Below are 17,489 nucleotides of genomic sequence, written 5' to 3'. Positions count from 1 at the left end.
CACGTCGACCTGTGCAGGCTCGCCAGCGCCATCTGTTGACGCGACACCCTGCCGCCGTACGGCCGTGCGCCGCGGCGCCGCACTCACGCACCCACGGCTGTCCCTGCGCTGCCGCGCGCCCCCGACCGACTACTCCCGACAGGAGCCCCGACCCATGGCCATCGAGGTCCGCATCCCCACCATCCTCCGCACCTACACCGACGGGTTCTGGGTCGTGGAGGCGCCCGACCTCGATGCCGCGCTGAAGATCGCCGCCAGGGCGTCGAAGGTCTGCGAGCAGAAGATCGAGATCAGGACGTTCGACGGCGCATGAGCGACGACACTCGCGCCCGGATCGATCGGATCTACCGCGAGGAGTACGGCCGGGTGGTCGCCTCGCTCGCTCGACGGTTCGGCGATCTCGACATAGCCGAGGACGCCGCGGGCGAGGCTTTGCTCACCGCCATCGAACGGTGGCCGGTCGACGGCATACCGCCCAACCCGGGCGGCTGGCTGACGAAGACCGCGGGCAACCGCGCGATCGACCGGATCCGCCGTGAATCACTGCGCGACGCGAAACACCAGGCAGCCATGATCATCGACGATCACACACCGCACGAACCGACCGGACCGATCAACGACGACCGTCTCCGGCTCGTCTTCACTTGTTGCCATCCGGCATTGGCGCCGGAGGCGCGAGTCGCGCTGACACTGCGCCTGCTCGGCGGGCTCACCGTCGGCGAGATCGCTCGTGCGTTTCTCGTTGCCGAAACGACCATGGCGCAACGCATCACCCGCGCCAAGGCCAAGATCAAAGCCGCGCACATCCCGTTCCGCGTGCCCGATCGCGATGACGTCACCGATCGGCTCGGCGGTGTGCTCGAGGTCATCTACCTCATCTTCAACGAGGGGTATCTGGCAGGCGCGCAATCTGTTCGGGCCGACCTGACGGCCGAGGCCGTTCGGCTCGGCCGCATCATGCGCGATCTGCTGCCCGATGACGGCGAGGTTGCCGGGTTGCTCGCGCTGATGTTGCTCATCGACGCCCGCAGCGCGGCACGTTTCGCGGGCGGGGAGCTGGTGACGCTCGACGAGCAGGACCGCGGCGGCTGGGACCACACCCTCATCGCCGAGGGGCACGCGCTGGTACGCGAATGCCTGCGCCGAGTCGCGGCAGGCGGCGACCCACCTGGTCGCTATCAGATCATGGCGGCGATCAATGCGGTCCACACCGACGCGGCCGACCCCCGCGACACCGACTGGAACCAGATCGTCGCCCTCTACGACCAGCTCTACACCGTCACCCCGACCGCGATCGTCGCCCTCAACCGGGCCGTCGCCATCGCTGAACTGGACGGCCCCAATGTGGCGCTGGCACAGATAGATTCACTGCCACTCGAGGGCTATCATGCCTGGTACGCCGCCCGCGCCGACCTGCTCCGCCGGTTGGGGCGCAGCGCCGAGGCGAGATCCGCCTACGACGCCGCGATTGCCGCCACGCAGAACCCCGCCGAGCGTGCGTACCTGAGCAGGAGGCGTGAGCATCTTGTGTAGAACTGCTGTGACTTCCGGTATGGACTCGCTTGGTCAGCGCGGCCCGTTCGTGTTGAGGTAGAGGACGGGGCCGTCGCCGAATGCGCCCTGCTCGTTCATCGCCAGCAGCGCCGCCATGGCCTTGGCGGTGTAGACCGGTTCGAGGTGCAGGTGCTCGCGGTCGCCTGACAAGGTTTGAGCGCGTTCGCCTTCCGACGTCGGGTGGCCGTAGCCGCTGCCGAGCCAGTCGGTGACGATATCGATGTCCTCGACTCGCGGTTCGAGATCGGACAGGTCCGCGCCTCGCTGACGCAGCAGGCGCGCGGTACGGCGGGCGAGCCGGGTGATCGTCGCCGGGTCCAACCGCAGCGTGTCGTTGACGACGACACCGACTGCCCGGGTCGTCAAGCCCGCCATCCGCAATCCGAGTTGCAGCCCCGCGATCGTGCCGCCGGATCCGACGGCGGTCACGAGGTGGGTGGGCTCGGGTAGCTCGCCGCGGTCTACTTGTCCGGCCAGTTCGAGCGCGGCCTCGACGTAGCCGAGGACACCGACCGGCGAGGACCCGCCGGGCGGCAGGAAGTAGGGCAGATGCCACCCAGTGGTGTGCCGGGCGAGCAGCATCGGCGCGGTGAGGATGGTCCGCGTCTTCGAATGCGTGAAATACAGCGCGGCGCCACAGTTCTCGAGTCGGTTCAGCTGGGCACGAACGTGCTCGTCCACGGGCTGGTCGACGAGGGCGAGCGCGGTGCCGAGCCCGTGATCGCGTGCGTACAGGGCGACGGCCAGTCCCCAGTTCGTCCCCAATCCGCCGACGGTCAGGATGGTCCGGGAGCCGCGCCGGTGCGCGTCGGGCAGGATCCATTCCAGCTTGCGGACTTTGTTGCCACCCCACCCGCCGTCACCGAACGCGCCGTCGTCCTTGAGCCAGACCGGCGCGCCACCGGTAGGCAGCGCATCGAGTCTACGGACCGGTGTCGGGCCGGAGCTCAGTCCGATATGCGGCAGGGATTCGCGCAGGCGTGGAAAGCGTTGGTGCAGAAGCGGAGTATTCATCGGCCGGTGTCGCGGAACCAGTCGCCGATCCGTGGGCGCGGCACATTTTCCTCCTCGGATTCGCTACTGCCTACCGTATCGAATCCGCTCCGCGCGCTCACCGAAATCGCCGCCGCCCATGCCGTGACCGAGCGAGCCGGCTCGCTACGAAATCCTGCTGCCCGTGGCGCGAACAACGGTGTCGCCGCTCGATGATCCGCCCGGCTGACGAGCGCTACGGCACGTAGAGGTCTGCGCCGGAGCACTGCATGGTCTGGCCCGCGGACAGACCGGAGGTGCCTACCGCGCCGGTCAGGCGGACCGTGCCCCAGCCGGTGTTCACGTCGAAGCTCGGCATGTCGGCGCCGACGGTGCCGTCCTGGGCGACGACGCCGGATTCGCCGGTGTCGAGATTGGTCCAGTTCACGGTCGCGTGATAGCCGAAGGGACCGAAGTTCGAATCGCCGCGGGGCTGAATCGAAATGGTGCCGGGTCGGTCGTCCGATGAGGTCGCCACCAGCGACAGATAGAACGGGTACAGGTGGAAGTTCGCGTTCGAACCGAGGCACTGAATCTTCGCCTCGCGTACCTCCGCCGACGCTGTGCCTGCCCCGAGTAGCGATATCGCGACGACGGTGGTGAGTCCAACGGTCAAACGCATCTGCGAAACCTTCCGATAGGAACGAACCGGAGCCAAGTACATCGTTTCCTGGGCGAAAGAACAAGGGCGCTCGCCGACACCGGCCCATGGCTGAGCAGAAAGAACTTCGCCGAGACCTGTCGTATTCGGCCGGTCCTGTTCGTGGAACTGAGGAGAGGCGGCAACGGGCTGCCCACACCACACGGGAGTACGACATGACCACCTCCGCTTACGCCGCGCCCACTGTCCGCAGCAGCTCCGCCTTCTGGCGTCCGGCAGCACTGGCGGCCGTCGGCGCCGCGGCTGCGACAACGGCCGTAGCCGCCCTCGCCCACGCCGTCGGCGTTTCCCTCGCAATCGCAGGCGAACAGATCCCACTCGCCGGATTCACCCAGCTCACCTTGATGTTCGCCGCGATCGGCGTCCTCTTCGCCGCCGCCCTGCGCACGTGGGCCCGAAGCCCGCGCACGGTGTTCGTACGCACCACGATCGCACTGACCGCGCTCTCGCTCGTCCCCGATCTGATCGTGAACGCGGCCGCCGACACCAAGCTCACCCTGATGCTCACCCACCTCGTCGCCGCCGCGATCGTCATCCCGGCGGTCGCCACCCGGCTCGATGCCTAGCCTCGGCTGGGTGAGCGGCCATGGAGAACTGGGCTACCGCGGAAATCGTGTGCAGACACCCCGGGCTGTACACGATTTCCGCAGTGGATGTTTCCACCAGTGCTGTTGGCTACCAGGCTGATTGGCGGGTGCCGGCCGTGGCTTTCTCGATCAGGTGGTGGAGGTGGGCTTCGATTCGGTCGGGGGTGGTGGGGGTTACTTCTACTCGTTCGCCTTCTTGGATGAGGTAGCGGCCGTCGTCGGTGTAGTCGACCAGTTGGAGGGTCGTACCGCCTTCTTGCCAGCCGTCCAGGGCCGGGCCGGTGGCTACGCGGAATTCCGCGTAGGTGGTGAAGGGGCGTTTGAGGAATTTGAGGGCTTGTTCGGCGGGGGTGCGGTGGCGGGCGTAGGGGTCGGGGGTGGTGGTGAAGTCGTCGCGGTGGACGTTGAAGCCGCCGGTGGTGCCCGCGGGAGTTTTCGGGAGGATGGACAGCAGGCGGGTGACGATGGCGTGGGCCGGGCGCAGGGTGATCAGGATGTTGCCGCCCTGGCCGTATTCGGGACCGGGGAGCTGGGCGGCGACTACGCCGTTGCTCGCCTCGGTGGTCGCGCAGGCGCGGACCATCCGGGTGCGGCCGTCGAAGCGGTGCCCGAACAGTTCCACCCGGATTTCGGGGTGCGCGAGGGCGTGCAAGGCGTGGTACAGCGATTCGTCGGTGCCCATTTTGGCGATCAGCGAATCCGCGGCACGACGGCATTCCCGGTCGAACTCGACCTGCGTTTCGACACCTGCCGTGAAGGTGAGGGGCCAGGGCATACGGTCGCGGCCGAGCGTTTCCCAGGCGACCCAGAACTCGAACGGGGTCAGCTCCCAGGTGTCGGTCATGCGTCGCCGCCGATCACCGGCGGGACGTGCAGGCGTTCGGGGCCGAGCAGTTCTTCGTGGACGCCGCGCAAATAGTCGGGGGCCTGGTGCTCGTTCTCGTCGTCCTTGCCGCCGCCGCGCGCGCCGGGAGCGCCCATTCCGCCCATGCCGGACATACCCGAGCGGCCCGACGACGCACCGGAACCCGTGCCCGTGCCCGCACCGGCGCCCTGCTTCTGACCGGCGGTACCGGGGACTGCCGCACCGGGTGTGCCCGCGCCTGCTCCGGCACCCGCGCCAGCGCCTGCTCCGCCGCCGGAGCCGAGTCCGCCGGGGGACGTGCCGGCCGGAGTCGTGCCAGGGCTGGTGCCTGACGGGGTAGTGGTGGTGGGGGTTTCCGGAGTTGTCGTGGCCGCGGTGGTCTCGTCGCCGGTGGTGTCGTCAGTGGTGCTGTCGTCGGTGGTGTCGTCGTCACCGGGGTCGGTGGTGGTGGGGGTTTCCGGCTCCGTGGTGGAGGGGGTGGTGTCGTCGGTGCTCGGCTTGGTGGTGGTGCCGGTGGGTTTGTCGGTGGTGGTGCCCGTCGGCTTGTCCTTGTTGGTGTCGCCGGTCGGCTTGTCGGACTGGGGTTTCGCCGGCGTGGGGACCTTCGGTACCTGGGTGTCTGACTGTTGCGCGACTGGCTTGTAGACGGTCTCCATCACCTGGCGAGCCGCTGCTTGGGCGGCATCGGAGCGGCCTGCGCTGGTGCTGTCCATGACGAAGTTGGTTACGGTGCCGAGCCCGGGCGCGACCGCATTAGAGAGCGTGGTGGCGACTAATCCTGCGACGGTGCTGCTCTGTTGGTCGGATTCGTGCGGTACCGAGTACTTCACCTGGTTGAAGCCGGAGTAGGCCTCTTCCATCTTGTTGCCGATCAGGGAGGCAGCCTGGTCGACCTTGTGCACGTCGGCGAGATAGCTTTTGGTGCTCGCCAGCGCTTGACTCGCTGCGCTTCCCGACCAGCCCCGTTCCATTTCCTTCTGGATATTGTCGTGGAAGGCAGTGGCTTTCGTTGTTGTGTCGGTCGCCAATTGCCGCCAGGCTTGAACGCTGTTGCTCATCGTTGCGGGGTTGATCGACTCGACAAACTTCATGATGTCCGAATGGCTCATCGTAAGGAACGGTTCCATTACGGGCGGCACGACCTGGGGGGTGAACTCACCGGAAAAGCCAGTGGCGAGGCTGGAATTCTCGGCGTAGATGCGAGACCGTGCGCTGTTGCCCGCAGCTTGGGCGTCTAGTTCGGACTGCGTGGCGGAGATGTCGGAATCGAACAACGAACCGATTCGGTCTCCAATTCTGGACGGGCTCGATGCTGTCAATGCAACGCTGCCCAGTTTGCTCATGAAATCTGAGAAAGTCATTTATCCCCCCGGATTCAGTCTAGTTTGTTGGTCTGTTGTTTGACGGCGAGCTGGGTGGCCTCATCGCAGTTCTTGTATGCGGCACCGGCTTTGCGATACATGTCGGCCATCTGTGTGAGTATCTCGATGTGCTGCCGGGCTGCGTCGAGGTAGGAACCAGTGCCTTCGCCGCCATCGGCTAGATCGACGAACTTCTTCGCGAGGGTCTTGGCGGAGTTGAGATTGCCGAAGGAGTCGGCGTCGACCATCCTCCTGGTGCGCAAGGACAGGTTTCGTAGATCGTTGATGTAGTCGTCACACCACTTCGCGCAGCGCTCCGCCGCGTCATACTCGATAACAAGTCGGCCCGAAGCCGCTTCGCCCGCTAAAGTCTGGAAATCTTTTGCTAGTGCATTCATCTCTGCCATCGCAGTAACTATCTCCCCGGTAGATACGGCCCACGACTAGCGTGGAATGGAACCCACGAAATGCGGGGCGGCATTCGTGACTAAAGTACATGGATCGGTCGTTGATTTACTGTCCACGAATTTGCTCGCATTGACGAGTGCCCTACCCTGGGTGGTATCGAACGCTATTTCGCATTCTACCGGGGGTGTCTCGTTGCCAATATAGAACTGGAGGCCATCCCGATCGCTGACTGTTACATTTTTGAAGTCGTGGTATCGGTTGTTCGAGCGTATTTCATCAGTGGTGTAAACCGTTGACATGAACGATATGAAGTAGCCATCCGCACGCCACCCGCATCCCTTCCACTCGGCGCGGGGGACCGAGAACAAATTGCTGTCCTTCGACGCCGGGTCGAGGCCCGCCGCCTGCAACACACTGTCCGACACAGCACACGGATCGAACAGCTGCTCCTTGGTCAGCGGAGCCCCGCTGGCCTCAGGCTGCCCGTCGACCGCTGTGGAACATCCGGCGAGCGCCACTACAGCGCACACCCCGGCGGCAAAGCCAACCACTCGCATCGTCTCTCCTCTTTCGCACACAACGACCACTCGATGTCTTAGACGCGCGCCCGGTCGTTTCGGTTCCATCCAGGGCAGAACTCAGGCTGGGACGTTCGCTCCGTGGCCGAGGTCGCGGAGGGCGGCCTTGATCTTGGTCTGGGCTTCGTCGAGGGATTCGGGGGTGGGGTCGGTGTTCGCGCCCGAGATGTCGAAGTCGCCCATGGTGTAGGCGGGGAAGACGTGGGTGTGCAGGTGGGGGACCTCGAGGCCGGCGATGAGCAGGCCGGCGCGGGGGGCGTCGAAGGCGGCGCGGACGGCCTGGCCGATCTTCTGGGCCACGCCCATCATCCGGGCCATCACGGCGGGATCCACGTCTTGCCACTGGTCGATCTCCGCGCGCGGGACGACGAGGGTGTGGCCCTGGGTGACGGGGCCGATGGTGAGGAAGCCGACGAACTCGTCGTCTTCCCAGACGAAGCGGCCGGGGATCTGACCTGCGATGATCGCGCTGAAGACGGATGCCATACCGGTGAGCGTAGCTAGATCGACACGAAATGCGACAGGATGCCCTGCACCTCGTAGATGTCGACCTGACGGTTGAAACGCTGCTTGACCGGCTCGTCGCCACTGCCGATCCAGATGTAGAGCTCCGCGTCGAGGTCGAAGGTGCCCGCGGTTTCGACGGCGAAGTGGCTGATCGACCGGTAGGGGATGCTGTGGTAGCTGACCTTGCGGCCGGTGACGCCCTGTTTGTCGACCATGATCAGGCGGCGATTGGTGAACAGCATCGCGTCGCGGACCAGGATGAACGCGGCGTACACCTGCTCGCCCTGCCCGAACAGCTTCGCGTATTCCTGCTGGGCGGCGGCCGGATCTATGCGACCGGCATTGCCCATCATCCCGTCGAGCAGGCCCATGGCATTCCCCCGTTTCGGTGGCGGCTGCCGCGCCACGCCTGGTCCCATTGTGGCGCAATCGAACCCGAGCCGCGAGGGCCGAGCCGCATCGCGACGGCCCGATCGCCGGCCCGAAGCGCCCTCGCGGGGGTGACGATCGCGCTACCCGATCGCGGACCTTGTATCGGAACGGGGCGTGCGAAGTACGCGCGAAGTACGCGACTAATCTAAGGCCGTGCGCGTACTCGTCATCGGTTCCGGAGCCCGTGAACATGCCCTCGTCCTGGCGCTGCGCCGGGATCCGTCCGTGACGGCGGTGATCGCTGCCCCGGGCAACCCCGGCATCGGCCAGCACGCCGAGCTACGCCCGGTCGATCCCTGCTCCGCCGACGACGTCGCCGCGCTGGCCGGTGAAGTGGCCGCCGACCTGGTGGTGATCGGCCCCGAGGTGCCGCTGGTGCTCGGCGTCGCCGACGTCGTGCGCGCGGCCGGATTCCCCGTGTTCGGCCCGTCGGCCGACGCGGCGCGGATCGAAGGGTCGAAGGCGTTCGCGAAAGATGTGATGGCGGTGGCCGGGGTGCGCACCGCGCACAGCGAGATCGTCGACAGCCCGGCCGAGCTGGACGCGGCGCTCGACCGCTTCGGCCCGACCTGGGTGGTCAAGGACGACGGGCTCGCCGCGGGCAAGGGCGTGGTGGTGACCGCCGACCGGCGCGCGGCCCGCGATCACGGCGCCGAACTGCTCGAGCAGGGACATCCGGTGCTGCTGGAGTCGTTCCTCGACGGTCCGGAGGTGTCGCTGTTCTGCCTGGTCGACGGTGAGACCGTGATCCCGTTGCTGCCCGCACAGGACCACAAGCGGGTCGGCGACGGCGACTCCGGCCCGAACACCGGCGGCATGGGCGCTTACACGCCGCTGCCGTGGCTGCCCGCGGAGACGCTGAACGAGATCGTCGACGACGTGGTGAAGCCCGTCGCCGCCGAGCTGGTCGCGCGGGGCAGCTCGTTCTCGGGCCTGCTGTACGCGGGTCTGGCGATCGGTACGAACGGCCCGGCTGTCGTCGAATTCAATTGCCGCTTCGGTGATCCCGAGACCCAGGCGGTGCTCGCGCTGCTGGACAGCCCGTTCGCCGAACTGCTCCACGCCACCGCGACCGGGCGCCTCGCCGAGGTCGACGCACCGCGCTGGAAAGACGGTTCCGCGATCACCGTCGTGCTCGCCGCCGAGAACTACCCGGCGCGACCGCGTACCGGCGATGTGATCACCGGTGCCGATGACGGCGCGCTGGAGGGCGAAACGCTGGTGCTGCACGCCGGTACGGATCAGCGCGCCGACAAGGCGCTGGTGTCGGCGGGCGGGCGTGTGCTGAACGTGGTCGGTGTCGGTGCGGACCTCGCGCAGGCGCGGGAGCGGGCCTACGCGCGACTCGCGGGAATCAAGCTCACCGGCAGTCATTTCCGGACTGATATCGGCGCGACCGAAGTTGTTGTTCCGGAACGTAACAGCGTCGCAGGGTAATTCGCGCGATCGGTGATCAGCGGTGCGCGACCGCTGATCACGATCGAGCGGGAAACGGTGGCGCAGCACGTTGCGCGGCTGCGCCGATCAGGCGGTGAGGTCGAGGACCTGGGCGTTCGGAGCATTCGTCTGGATGGAGGCGATCCCCTTCTTGGCGCCTTCCTTGCTTTCGTATCCCTGACTTTCGAGGACGATTTCGCCGTTGCCGGCCTTGAGGTGGAAACGGAATTTTCCCGCCTTGTCCTTGAATACCTCGAACTTGCCTGCCATGGTTGCCTCGCTTCGGTTCGGAGGAAAACACTCGACAGGTCTCACATTAACGTTCCCGTGATGTCGGTGGTCTCGACGCGATGTCAATCGAGACGCAATCCATGCACAGCGAGCCAGGCCTGCGGATCCACATGCTGGCCGTTTTGCACGATTTCGAAATGTAGGTGCGGGCCGGTGGAATCGCCACGGTTGCCGATGCGCGCGATCTGCATTCCGGCGGGGACGCGCTCGCCCTGGGAGACGAAGAAGTCGTACATGTGGCCGTAGATGCTGATGGTGCCGTCGTCGTGGCGGATGCGGACCCAGAGGCCGAAGCCCTGCGCCGGGCCTGCCTCGACCACGGTGCCGTCGGCGACGGCGTAGATGGGGCTGCCGATGGGGCCCGCGATATCGATGCCGCGGTGCATGGTGCCCCAGCGGGAGCCGAAACCGGAGGTGAACGCACCCTTCGCGGGCAGGCTGAACCCGCCGACGGACGGGGTCGAGCCGGGCACCGGCACCATCGCGCCGGGAACCACCGGGGCGCGCTGGCCCATCCAGTCCTGCCATTCACCCGATGCCGCGGCCGCCGCCTCCGCTTTCGCGCGTTCGAGCGTGGAACGGGCCGCCGCGGCGACCACTTGTGCCTCGCGGCGCTTCTCACCTGCGTCGATGGCAGCGAGCATGCGGGTCGCCGACTGGGGGTTGGGGAGCAGTTGCGGGGGATAGGCGACGGCCACGTGGATCGCTTCGCCGGGTGCGAGTGGGGCACCGTCGACGACGGCGCCGAACTGTCCGTCGGCTGCCACGAACACCGCCACCGCGGCCATTGCGGCGATGAGTACGCGCCGTTCGACCAGCACCTGACGCACCCGATCGCGACTCGGCCGCCGTGCCCACAGGGCTTCGGCTTGCGCCTTCGGCCGCCGCCAGAAGACCTTGCGCATCTCACCGCTACGCAGCTCACCGGCGATCTCCCCGACCACCGGGTACCGTGCGGCCCACTCCGTCATGCGGTCGCGCGCCGCTCCCTTCGACGGCAACTGCTCCCGCCAGTTCGCCTGCAAGATACGGCCATTGACGCTGACAGCCCGACGGCTCGCACCAGTTCTCGATCGCGTCGACTCGGCTGACCCGCTTGTCGTCGCAGTGTCTCCCGCCGACCCGCCCGCCGCTGTCGATTCAGCGTCCCCGCCGGACGCGCGAATGTCGGCGGTGAGCTGTGCGGATTCGGTGTCCACGCTCTCCTCGGGGGTGCCCGCCCGCACGTCCCGTGCCGTCCCTGTCCGCTTCATCCCGCCCCCGCGCCCCGGCCCCGACGTGACCACAGAGGTCGCGTCGGTGGCTGCGTATTCGCTGTCGGAGCCATTGTGCCGACCATATCTGTGAACGCCCGCAATCGGGTGCTCTACCGTCTCTCGGGTGTCCAGAGAATCGCGCCGGTCGGCCATCGCCCCTTTCTACGTCATGGATGTGTGGAAAGCGGCCGCTGAACGCGCCAGGTCGCACGGCGATGTGCTGGTGCTCGCGGCGGGGCAGCCGTCCACGCAGGCGCCCGCGCCGGTGTTGCGGGCTACCAGGGCGGCGATCGATCACGAATTGCTGGGCTACACCGAGACATTCGGCATTCTGCCGCTGCGCGAGGCCATCGCGGGGCACCACAGCGAGACCTACGGCTACGACGTGCACCCGGACGAGGTGGTGGTGACGACCGGGTCGTCGGGCGCGTTCACGCTGATCTTCCTGGCCGCCTTCGACGTGGGCGACACGGTGGTGGTGGCGCGTCCGGGCTATCCCGCCTACCGCAACACGCTGTCCGCGCTCGGCTGCGAGGTCGTCGAACTGGACTGCGGCCCGCAGACCAGATTCCAGCCGACCGTGGCGATGCTCGAAGCGCTGCCGGAGCCGCCGAAGGGTCTGGTGGTGGCCAGCCCGGCCAATCCGACCGGCACCATGATCGACCCCGCGGAACTCGCCGCGCTGGCCCGCTGGTGCGAACAGCACGGCACGCTGCTGATCTCCGACGAGATCTATCACGGCATCACCTACGCGGGCGCGAGCACGCCGACCTCCTCGGCGTGGGAGTTCTCCCGTGAGTCGGTGGTGATCGGTTCGGTGTCGAAGTACTTCTCGATGACCGGCTGGCGGCTGGGCTGGATGCTGGCCCCGGCCGACCTGCGCCCGGCGCTGCAGCGGCTGGCGTCGAATATGACGGTGTGCCCGCCCGCCATCTCCCAGTACGCGGCCGTGCACGCCTTCGGGCCGGAAGCCAAGGATGAGCTGGACGGGCATGTGCGCCGGTACGCGCGCAACCGGGCGCTGCTCCTGGAGGGCCTGCCCGCGATCGGAATCACCGATCTCGCGCCCGCCGACGGCGCCTTCTACGCCTACGCCGATATTGGTCATTTGACCGATAATTCGCGCGCCTGGTGTGCCGAGGTGCTCACCGAAACCGGCGTCGCGCTGGCGCCCGGACTCGATTTCGACACCACAAATGGAAACCACACGGTCCGTTTTTCCTTCGCAGGTTCCACCGACGACATCGCCGCAGCACTGGAGCGTCTGGGACGGTTCCTGAAGGGCTGATCTGGACACTTGTCAACAGTGATGTGCGACAACAACTTTGCGTAGTACGAACACATCTGTGCCGGGATACGGTAAAACTCAGTTATCCCGAATTCCCAGTGTTTCCCCGATGACGATTGCGCACGGTTGAACTGATGATGACTGGCACGTTGGCACGGTGACCACCGCAACGACCCCGAAAGGCGAACGACGTCGGCAGGCTCTGGTGGCTGCGGCGGCTGAGCTGTTGCTCGAAGGCGGCTTCGACGCCGTGCGACATCGTTCGGTGGCCTCGCGAGCTGATCTTCCACTCGCGTCGACCACCTACTACTTCGAATCGCTGGAGGATCTGATCGCCCGCGCCGTCGAGTTCAGCGGCGCGATCGAACTCGACGCGATGCGCCGCCGGGTCGGTGAGGTCAGTCATCGCAGGCGCGGCACCGAGGCGACGGTCGAGCTCGTGCTCGACGTGCTCGTCGGCCCCGACGACGGCGACCTCGACGCCCGCGGCCAGCTCATCGCCCGCTACGAGCGGTCCGTGGCGTCGGCCCGTCACCCCGAGTTACGTGAGGTCCAGCTCCGACTACGCACCCAGCTCGAAGAACTGCTCGCCGACGTGCTGCGCCGCTCCGACCGAGTGGTGCGCCCCGAGCAGTTACGCAGGATGGTGGCCGTCGTCGACGGTGCGGTGGTCGCCGCGCTGATCGAAGGCCACCCCGAACCTCGCCGACCCGCCAGGGCCGGTCTGCTCGAAATGATCGACATCGTCGCCCCGCCCGTGGTCCCCAACATGATGCCCCAGCAGGCCGAACGGGTGCGGCAATTAGACTGAGTGCTCGTGAGCCTCGTCCCGAATGTCCTCGCCACCCGATACGCCAGCCCGGAGCTCGTCGCGCTCTGGTCGCCCGAGAACAAGATCGTGCTCGAGCGCCGGCTGTGGCTGGAGGTGCTGCGTGCGCAGGCCGAACTCGGAATCGATGTCCCCGCAGGGGTTGTCGATGATTATGAACGCGTCATCGACCACGTCGACCTGGCCTCGATCGCCGAGCGTGAGCGGGTCACCCGCCACGACGTGAAGGCGCGGATCGAGGAATTCAACGCGCTCGCCGGGCACGAGCACGTGCACAAGGGCATGACCAGCCGCGACCTCACCGAGAACGTCGAGCAGCTGCAGATCCGGCTCTCGCTCGAGCACGTGTACCGCCACGGCATCGCCATCGCGGCGCGCCTGGCCGAGCGGGCCGCCGAGTACCAGACCCTGGTGATGGCCGGGCGCTCGCACAATGTCGCCGCGCAGGCCACCACGCTGGGCAAACGCTTCGCCTCCGCCGCCGACGAGATGCTGGTCGGGCTGGCGCGCGTGCGCGAGCTGATCGACCGCTACCCGCTGCGCGGGATCAAGGGCCCGATGGGCACCGCTCAGGACATGCTCGACCTGCTCGACGGTGACGCGAACAAGCTCGCCGCCCTCGAGCAGCAGGTGGCCACTCACCTCGGCTTCGCGAACGTGTTCACCAGCGTGGGTCAGGTGTACCCGCGTTCGCTCGATCACGATGTGCTGTCCGCGCTGGTACAGCTGGGTGCGGGGCCGTCGTCGTTCGCGCACACGATCCGGCTGATGGCCGGTCACGAGCTGGTCACCGAGGGTTTCCAGCCGGGCCAGGTCGGTTCGTCGGCGATGCCGCACAAGATGAACACGCGCTCGTGTGAGCGGGTGAACGGCCTGCAGGTGATCCTGCGCGGCTACGGCTCGATGGCCGCCGAGCTGGCCGGTGCCCAGTGGAACGAGGGCGACGTGTTCTGCTCGGTGGTGCGCCGCGTCGCGCTGCCCGACGCGTTCTTCGCCATCGACGGGCAGATGGAGACCTTCCTGACCGTGCTCGCCGAGTTCGGCGCCTACCCGGCGGTGGTCTCGCGTGAGCTCGACCGGTACCTGCCGTTCCTGGCGACCACCCGCATCCTGATGGCGGCGGTGCGCGCGGGCGTCGGCCGCGAGACCGCGCACGAGGTCATCAAGGAGCACGCGGTGGCGGTGGCGCTGGCCATGCGCGAGCAGGGCCGCGAACCCGATCTGCTGGATCGTCTCGCCGCCGATGCGCGGATGCCGCTGGACCGGGCCGGACTCGACGCGGCGCTGGCCGACAAGGCGGCGTTCATCGGCGCAGCATCGGACCAGGTCGCCGAGGTCGTCGCGCAGGTGCAGAAGCTGGTCGAGGCGAATCCGGACGCCGCGCGCTACACGCCGTCGCCGATTCTGTAGTCCCGTGCGAATCAGCCCGCCACTGCCGCCTTTTCGGCGCCGGTGGCGGGCTTTCGTGCGTCGGGGTCGATACCGTGGTCGGGTGAATCCGTACACGATCTTCGCCGATATCATCGCCGGGGCCGCCCCGTCCTCGAAGGTGTACGAGGACGACGAAGTCCTCGCCTTCATGGATATTCGTCCTGTGACGCCGGGGCATGTGCTCGTGGTGCCGAAGGTGCCCGCACCGAGTCTGGCCGATCTCGATCCCGCGTTGGGCGGCAAGCTCTTTCAGGTCGGACAGCGGATCGCCGCCGCGTTGCGCAGCAGTGAAGTGGCGGCCGACGGGGTGAATTTCTTTCTCGCCGACGGGGTTACGGCGGGGCAGGAGGTCTTCCATGTGCACCTGCATGTGATCCCGCGAAGGCCCGGTGACGGCTTCGGTCTGCGTGCGCGGCCCACGTCGCCCGCGCGGGCGGATCTCGACTATCTGGCCGGTTCGATCCGGGGCGCCCTCACCCGCTGACCCGGAATTCCGGCGAAGCGGTCATTGCAAACCGGAGAGTTTGCTGAAGAAACGCCGAACTGTCGAATGCTTCCGATTTGTTCACCTGTGGGTTATTTTGGACTGTCATTGGCATGCGGTTATGGAGGGTAGATCGTGCGTCGTACAGGTGTTGCTGCTGCAGTGCTGGCCCTTGCCCTCGGTGTCATCGGACCGGCGGTGGTTCACCCCACGACGGCGTCCGCCGCGCAGATCATCGGAGTCAACGAACTGACTCCGCACCGGACGGCGATCACCGTCACCTCGCCCGCGATGGGCCGCAACGTCGATCTCCAGGTCCTGCACCCCGCGGGCGGTGGCGCGCGGGGCACGTACTACCTGCTCGACGGCCTCGACCCCGGCATCGGCCAGAGCACCTGGACCAACGCCACCGACGCCGAAGCCTTCTTCCGCGACAAGAATGTCAACGTGGTGCTGCCGATGGGCGGCCAGGCCAGCTACTACACCGACTGGGTCACCGACGATCCGCGTTTCGGCCGGTACAAGTGGGAAACGTTCCTCACCCAGGAACTGCCCGGCCTGATCGACGGTCAGTTCAACGGCACCGGCGTGAACGGCATCGGCGGACTGTCGATGGGCGGCAACGCGGCCTACATTTTGGCTGCCCGGCACCCCGGCCTCTACCGGGCCGTCGCCGGTTACAGCGCCTGTCCGGACATCGCGATGGCGGCGGGCGCGATGATGTTCTCCATCGTCAACCGGGGCGGCAATCCCGGCAACATGTGGGGCGCGCCCGGCAGCCCCGAGTGGGCGGCGCACGACCCGGCCCTGATGATCGACGGGCTGCGCGGCAAGGCGCTGTACATGTCGACCGGCACCGGCATCCCCGGACCGCACGAGGCCGAACTCAAGCCCACGCTGGCCGAGAACATCTTCCTCGGCGGACCCATCGAGCTCGGCGTCAACACCTGCATGGTGGCCTTCGACCAGCGCCTGCGCGCCGCGGGCATCGGCGCCAAGATCGACTACCACCCGGTGGGCACGCACTCCTGGTCCTACTGGCAGGACGCCCTGCACGCTTCGTGGCCGGTCATCGGACCCGCGCTCGGGGCCTGAGAATTCCCACAGGCGACCCGGTTCGACGGCGGTGACCGCCGAAAAGCCGGGTCGCGGTGCGTTCGGACTACCTCGCGGACCGCCGACGCAGGACCACGCTCGCGATCACGCCGATCAGTGACAGCCCGGCGACGATCAAGACGTAACCCGCGGGCAGACCGAGGATCTCGACGTATTCCTTGCTCACCACTCGGTCACGCACGGGGACGTTCTCGGCGGCGGGACCCAGAAGGAAATCGCTGGTGATCGTCGCCGGGTGGGGGATGTAGATCGAGAGTTCGGTGAGGTAGTTGCCGCTCGCGGCAAGCGCTTTCAGGTCCGGATCGCTGGGTTCGCCGACCGGAGAGGCGAATTCGGTGGTGATGACGTGGGGTTCGGTATCGGGATCGATGCGTGCCACCCGGTGGTCGCTGAAGACGTACAGGTGGACCGACTGCGGTGTGGTCGCGGCGGCCGACATGCGCATCGGGTACACGAGGCGGTCGGAGTCGAAGGTGAGGCGGACCGGGTCCAGGGCGCCGGCGAGGGGCTTCGCGCTGGTGAGGCGCATCGCGACGAAGGACCAGCCCTCGCGGAGATAGGGGTCGAGCGTGGCGCTCACCTCGGGCCGGAGCTGATAGCCGTTGGTGTCCAGCCACTCGCGCACACCGGTGAGATCGCCGCCGCGCAAGGTGGTCGCCTCGAGCGGGCCCAACTGCACTTGGCTCAGCACGTCGGGACCCGAACCCGGAGCGGCGCCGGATGCGTCGCCGCCGAGCGAACCGCTGCCGAACCAGTCGTATTCGGTGACCCGCTCGGGTGCGGTCATGCGCGACAGCTCCCTGAACGAGTCCGGACTGCCCGCCGAGACGGTCGCCGGCGTCGGCGTCGGCACGATCAGGGCCGCGTCGGCACCGGTGAACTGCATTCCCAACCTCATCAGCACGGTCTCGCGCCGCCCGTCCCAGCCCACGACCGCGGACTCGTTGTTCACCCGCGCCGAACTGTCCGCGCTCACCACGCCGCCGCAGGCGCACGCGTTCGCCGGCATCACCGCTCCCGATCCCGCGGCCAAGGCCACCCCGGCAGTCACGACCAACGAACGCATTGCGTACCGCATCCCCATGCGGGTCAGGCTACGCACAACGGGCCTGCGGCAGATGCGCAGAAATACTCACTCAGCCGGCGCGAGCCCGCTGCCGCCGGCCGCCGACGGCCGAGTTGGCGGGCCCGGTGGGAGCGGGGCGGCTACGGTGGACCAATGGCTGGCGAGAATGAGACCGTGTCGGCGCCGATCGCGAAGAGGGCGCCCGTCGAGCGGGTCCACCACGGTGACACGTTCGTCGACGACTACGAGTGGCTGCGGGACAAGGAAGACCCCGAGGTCATCGCGTACCTGGAGGCGGAGAACGCC

General features: G+C 67.3%; 21 protein-coding genes. 10 read left to right on the top strand and 11 right to left on the bottom strand.

The genetic code is table 11. The features are described 5' to 3' along the window. Positions 1–154 precede the first annotated feature (154 nt). The gene (locus tag ACFWF3_RS02855) at positions 155–313 is read left to right on the top strand and encodes a hypothetical protein (protein ID WP_379312204.1); all 159 of its coding nucleotides are present in this window, start codon (positions 155–157) and stop codon (positions 311–313) included. After that, positions 310–1,533: an RNA polymerase sigma factor gene (locus tag ACFWF3_RS02850; protein WP_379312203.1), complete on the top strand. Its 1,224-nt coding sequence runs from the start codon at positions 310–312 to the stop codon at positions 1,531–1,533. The genes ACFWF3_RS02855 and ACFWF3_RS02850 overlap by 4 nt, the downstream gene beginning before the upstream one ends. Before the next feature lie 33 nt (positions 1,534–1,566). On the opposite strand, the gene ACFWF3_RS02845 is transcribed toward ACFWF3_RS02850, so the two are convergent. Next, positions 1,567–2,568, bottom strand: a complete 1,002-nt coding sequence (locus tag ACFWF3_RS02845) for a 1-aminocyclopropane-1-carboxylate deaminase/D-cysteine desulfhydrase (protein WP_379312202.1) — start codon at positions 2,566–2,568, stop codon at positions 1,567–1,569. Positions 2,569–2,782: 214 nt separating this feature from the next. Beyond that, entirely contained in the window at positions 2,783–3,208 is a 426-nt protein-coding gene (locus tag ACFWF3_RS02840) for a hypothetical protein (RefSeq protein WP_379312201.1), read from the bottom strand. Between the two features lie 194 nt (positions 3,209–3,402). Here ACFWF3_RS02840 and ACFWF3_RS02835 point away from each other — a divergent pair, with 194 nt between their 5' ends. Beyond that, positions 3,403–3,813 carry a DUF6069 family protein gene (locus ACFWF3_RS02835; protein ID WP_379312200.1) on the top strand — a complete coding sequence of 137 codons (411 nt, stop codon included), beginning with the start codon at positions 3,403–3,405 and terminating at the stop codon, positions 3,811–3,813. A gap of 109 nt (positions 3,814–3,922) precedes the next feature. Here the strand turns inward: ACFWF3_RS02835 and ACFWF3_RS02830 are convergent, their stop codons facing one another. The 6 genes from ACFWF3_RS02830 to ACFWF3_RS02805 form a co-directional block, all read right to left on the bottom strand. After that, entirely contained in the window at positions 3,923–4,678 is a 756-nt protein-coding gene (locus ACFWF3_RS02830) for an ESX secretion-associated protein EspG (RefSeq protein ID WP_378990618.1), read from the bottom strand. Continuing rightward, entirely contained in the window at positions 4,675–5,808 is a 1,134-nt protein-coding gene (locus tag ACFWF3_RS02825) for a hypothetical protein (protein ID WP_379312199.1), read from the bottom strand. Before ACFWF3_RS02825 ends, ACFWF3_RS02830 begins: the two co-directional genes overlap by 4 nt. Positions 5,809–6,074: 266 nt before the next feature. Next, positions 6,075–6,467, bottom strand: coding sequence for a hypothetical protein (locus ACFWF3_RS02820; RefSeq protein ID WP_379312198.1), 393 nt, complete (start codon positions 6,465–6,467; stop codon positions 6,075–6,077). A 36-nt stretch (positions 6,468–6,503) separates the two neighbouring features. Next, positions 6,504–7,025, bottom strand: coding sequence for a DUF3558 domain-containing protein (locus tag ACFWF3_RS02815; protein ID WP_379312197.1), 522 nt, complete (start codon positions 7,023–7,025; stop codon positions 6,504–6,506). A gap of 81 nt (positions 7,026–7,106) precedes the next feature. Further along, on the bottom strand, positions 7,107–7,532 hold the full coding sequence (locus ACFWF3_RS02810; protein ID WP_379312196.1) for an HIT family protein: 426 nt from the start codon (positions 7,530–7,532) through the stop codon (positions 7,107–7,109). 14 nt (positions 7,533–7,546) lie between these two features. Further along, positions 7,547–7,924 (bottom strand): PH domain-containing protein, encoded by a 378-nt coding sequence (locus ACFWF3_RS02805; protein WP_378966914.1) that lies wholly within the window; start codon positions 7,922–7,924, stop codon positions 7,547–7,549. 214 nt (positions 7,925–8,138) lie between these two features. Here ACFWF3_RS02805 and purD point away from each other — a divergent pair, with 214 nt between their 5' ends. After that, positions 8,139–9,422 (top strand): phosphoribosylamine--glycine ligase, encoded by a 1,284-nt coding sequence (gene purD / locus ACFWF3_RS02800; protein WP_378990613.1) that lies wholly within the window; start codon positions 8,139–8,141, stop codon positions 9,420–9,422. 87 nt (positions 9,423–9,509) lie between these two features. On the opposite strand, the gene ACFWF3_RS02795 is transcribed toward purD, so the two are convergent. Together ACFWF3_RS02795 and ACFWF3_RS02790 are read right to left on the bottom strand one after the other, a co-directional pair. Beyond that, positions 9,510–9,692, bottom strand: a complete 183-nt coding sequence (locus tag ACFWF3_RS02795) for a YegP family protein (protein ID WP_194825705.1) — start codon at positions 9,690–9,692, stop codon at positions 9,510–9,512. Between the two features lie 83 nt (positions 9,693–9,775). After that, entirely contained in the window at positions 9,776–10,684 is a 909-nt protein-coding gene (locus ACFWF3_RS02790) for a M23 family metallopeptidase (RefSeq protein ID WP_379312195.1), read from the bottom strand. A gap of 409 nt (positions 10,685–11,093) precedes the next feature. Between ACFWF3_RS02790 and ACFWF3_RS02785 the strand changes: the two genes are divergently transcribed. From ACFWF3_RS02785 to ACFWF3_RS02765, 5 genes are all read left to right on the top strand, one after another. Further along, positions 11,094–12,257, top strand: coding sequence for a pyridoxal phosphate-dependent aminotransferase (locus ACFWF3_RS02785; RefSeq protein WP_379312194.1), 1,164 nt, complete (start codon positions 11,094–11,096; stop codon positions 12,255–12,257). A 157-nt stretch (positions 12,258–12,414) separates the two neighbouring features. Continuing rightward, a complete protein-coding gene (locus tag ACFWF3_RS02780; protein ID WP_101464611.1) occupies positions 12,415–13,068 on the top strand; it encodes a TetR/AcrR family transcriptional regulator in 654 nt (217 codons plus the stop codon). Positions 13,069–13,074: 6 nt separating this feature from the next. Next, positions 13,075–14,496, top strand: coding sequence for an adenylosuccinate lyase (purB, locus tag ACFWF3_RS02775; protein ID WP_378990608.1), 1,422 nt, complete (start codon positions 13,075–13,077; stop codon positions 14,494–14,496). An 82-nt stretch (positions 14,497–14,578) separates the two neighbouring features. Beyond that, positions 14,579–15,001 (top strand): HIT family protein, encoded by a 423-nt coding sequence (locus ACFWF3_RS02770; RefSeq protein ID WP_378990607.1) that lies wholly within the window; start codon positions 14,579–14,581, stop codon positions 14,999–15,001. Positions 15,002–15,136: 135 nt separating this feature from the next. Next, the gene (locus tag ACFWF3_RS02765; protein ID WP_379312193.1) at positions 15,137–16,096 is read left to right on the top strand and encodes an alpha/beta hydrolase; all 960 of its coding nucleotides are present in this window, start codon (positions 15,137–15,139) and stop codon (positions 16,094–16,096) included. 67 nt (positions 16,097–16,163) lie between these two features. Here the strand turns inward: ACFWF3_RS02765 and ACFWF3_RS02760 are convergent, their stop codons facing one another. After that, positions 16,164–17,183 (bottom strand): DUF2330 domain-containing protein, encoded by a 1,020-nt coding sequence (locus tag ACFWF3_RS02760; RefSeq protein ID WP_379312192.1) that lies wholly within the window; start codon positions 17,181–17,183, stop codon positions 16,164–16,166. Positions 17,184–17,336: 153 nt separating this feature from the next. Between ACFWF3_RS02760 and ACFWF3_RS02755 the strand changes: the two genes are divergently transcribed. Then, positions 17,337–17,489: hypothetical protein (locus ACFWF3_RS02755; RefSeq protein WP_379312205.1), on the top strand; the 153-nt coding region annotated here is incomplete at its 3' end.

This window comes from Nocardia sp. NPDC060220, from assembly GCF_042727815.1.
Taxonomy (GTDB): domain Bacteria; phylum Actinomycetota; class Actinomycetes; order Mycobacteriales; family Mycobacteriaceae; genus Nocardia.
The sequence above is the reverse complement of the archived record's forward strand: the minus strand, read 5'-3'. Positions and strand labels throughout refer to the sequence as shown.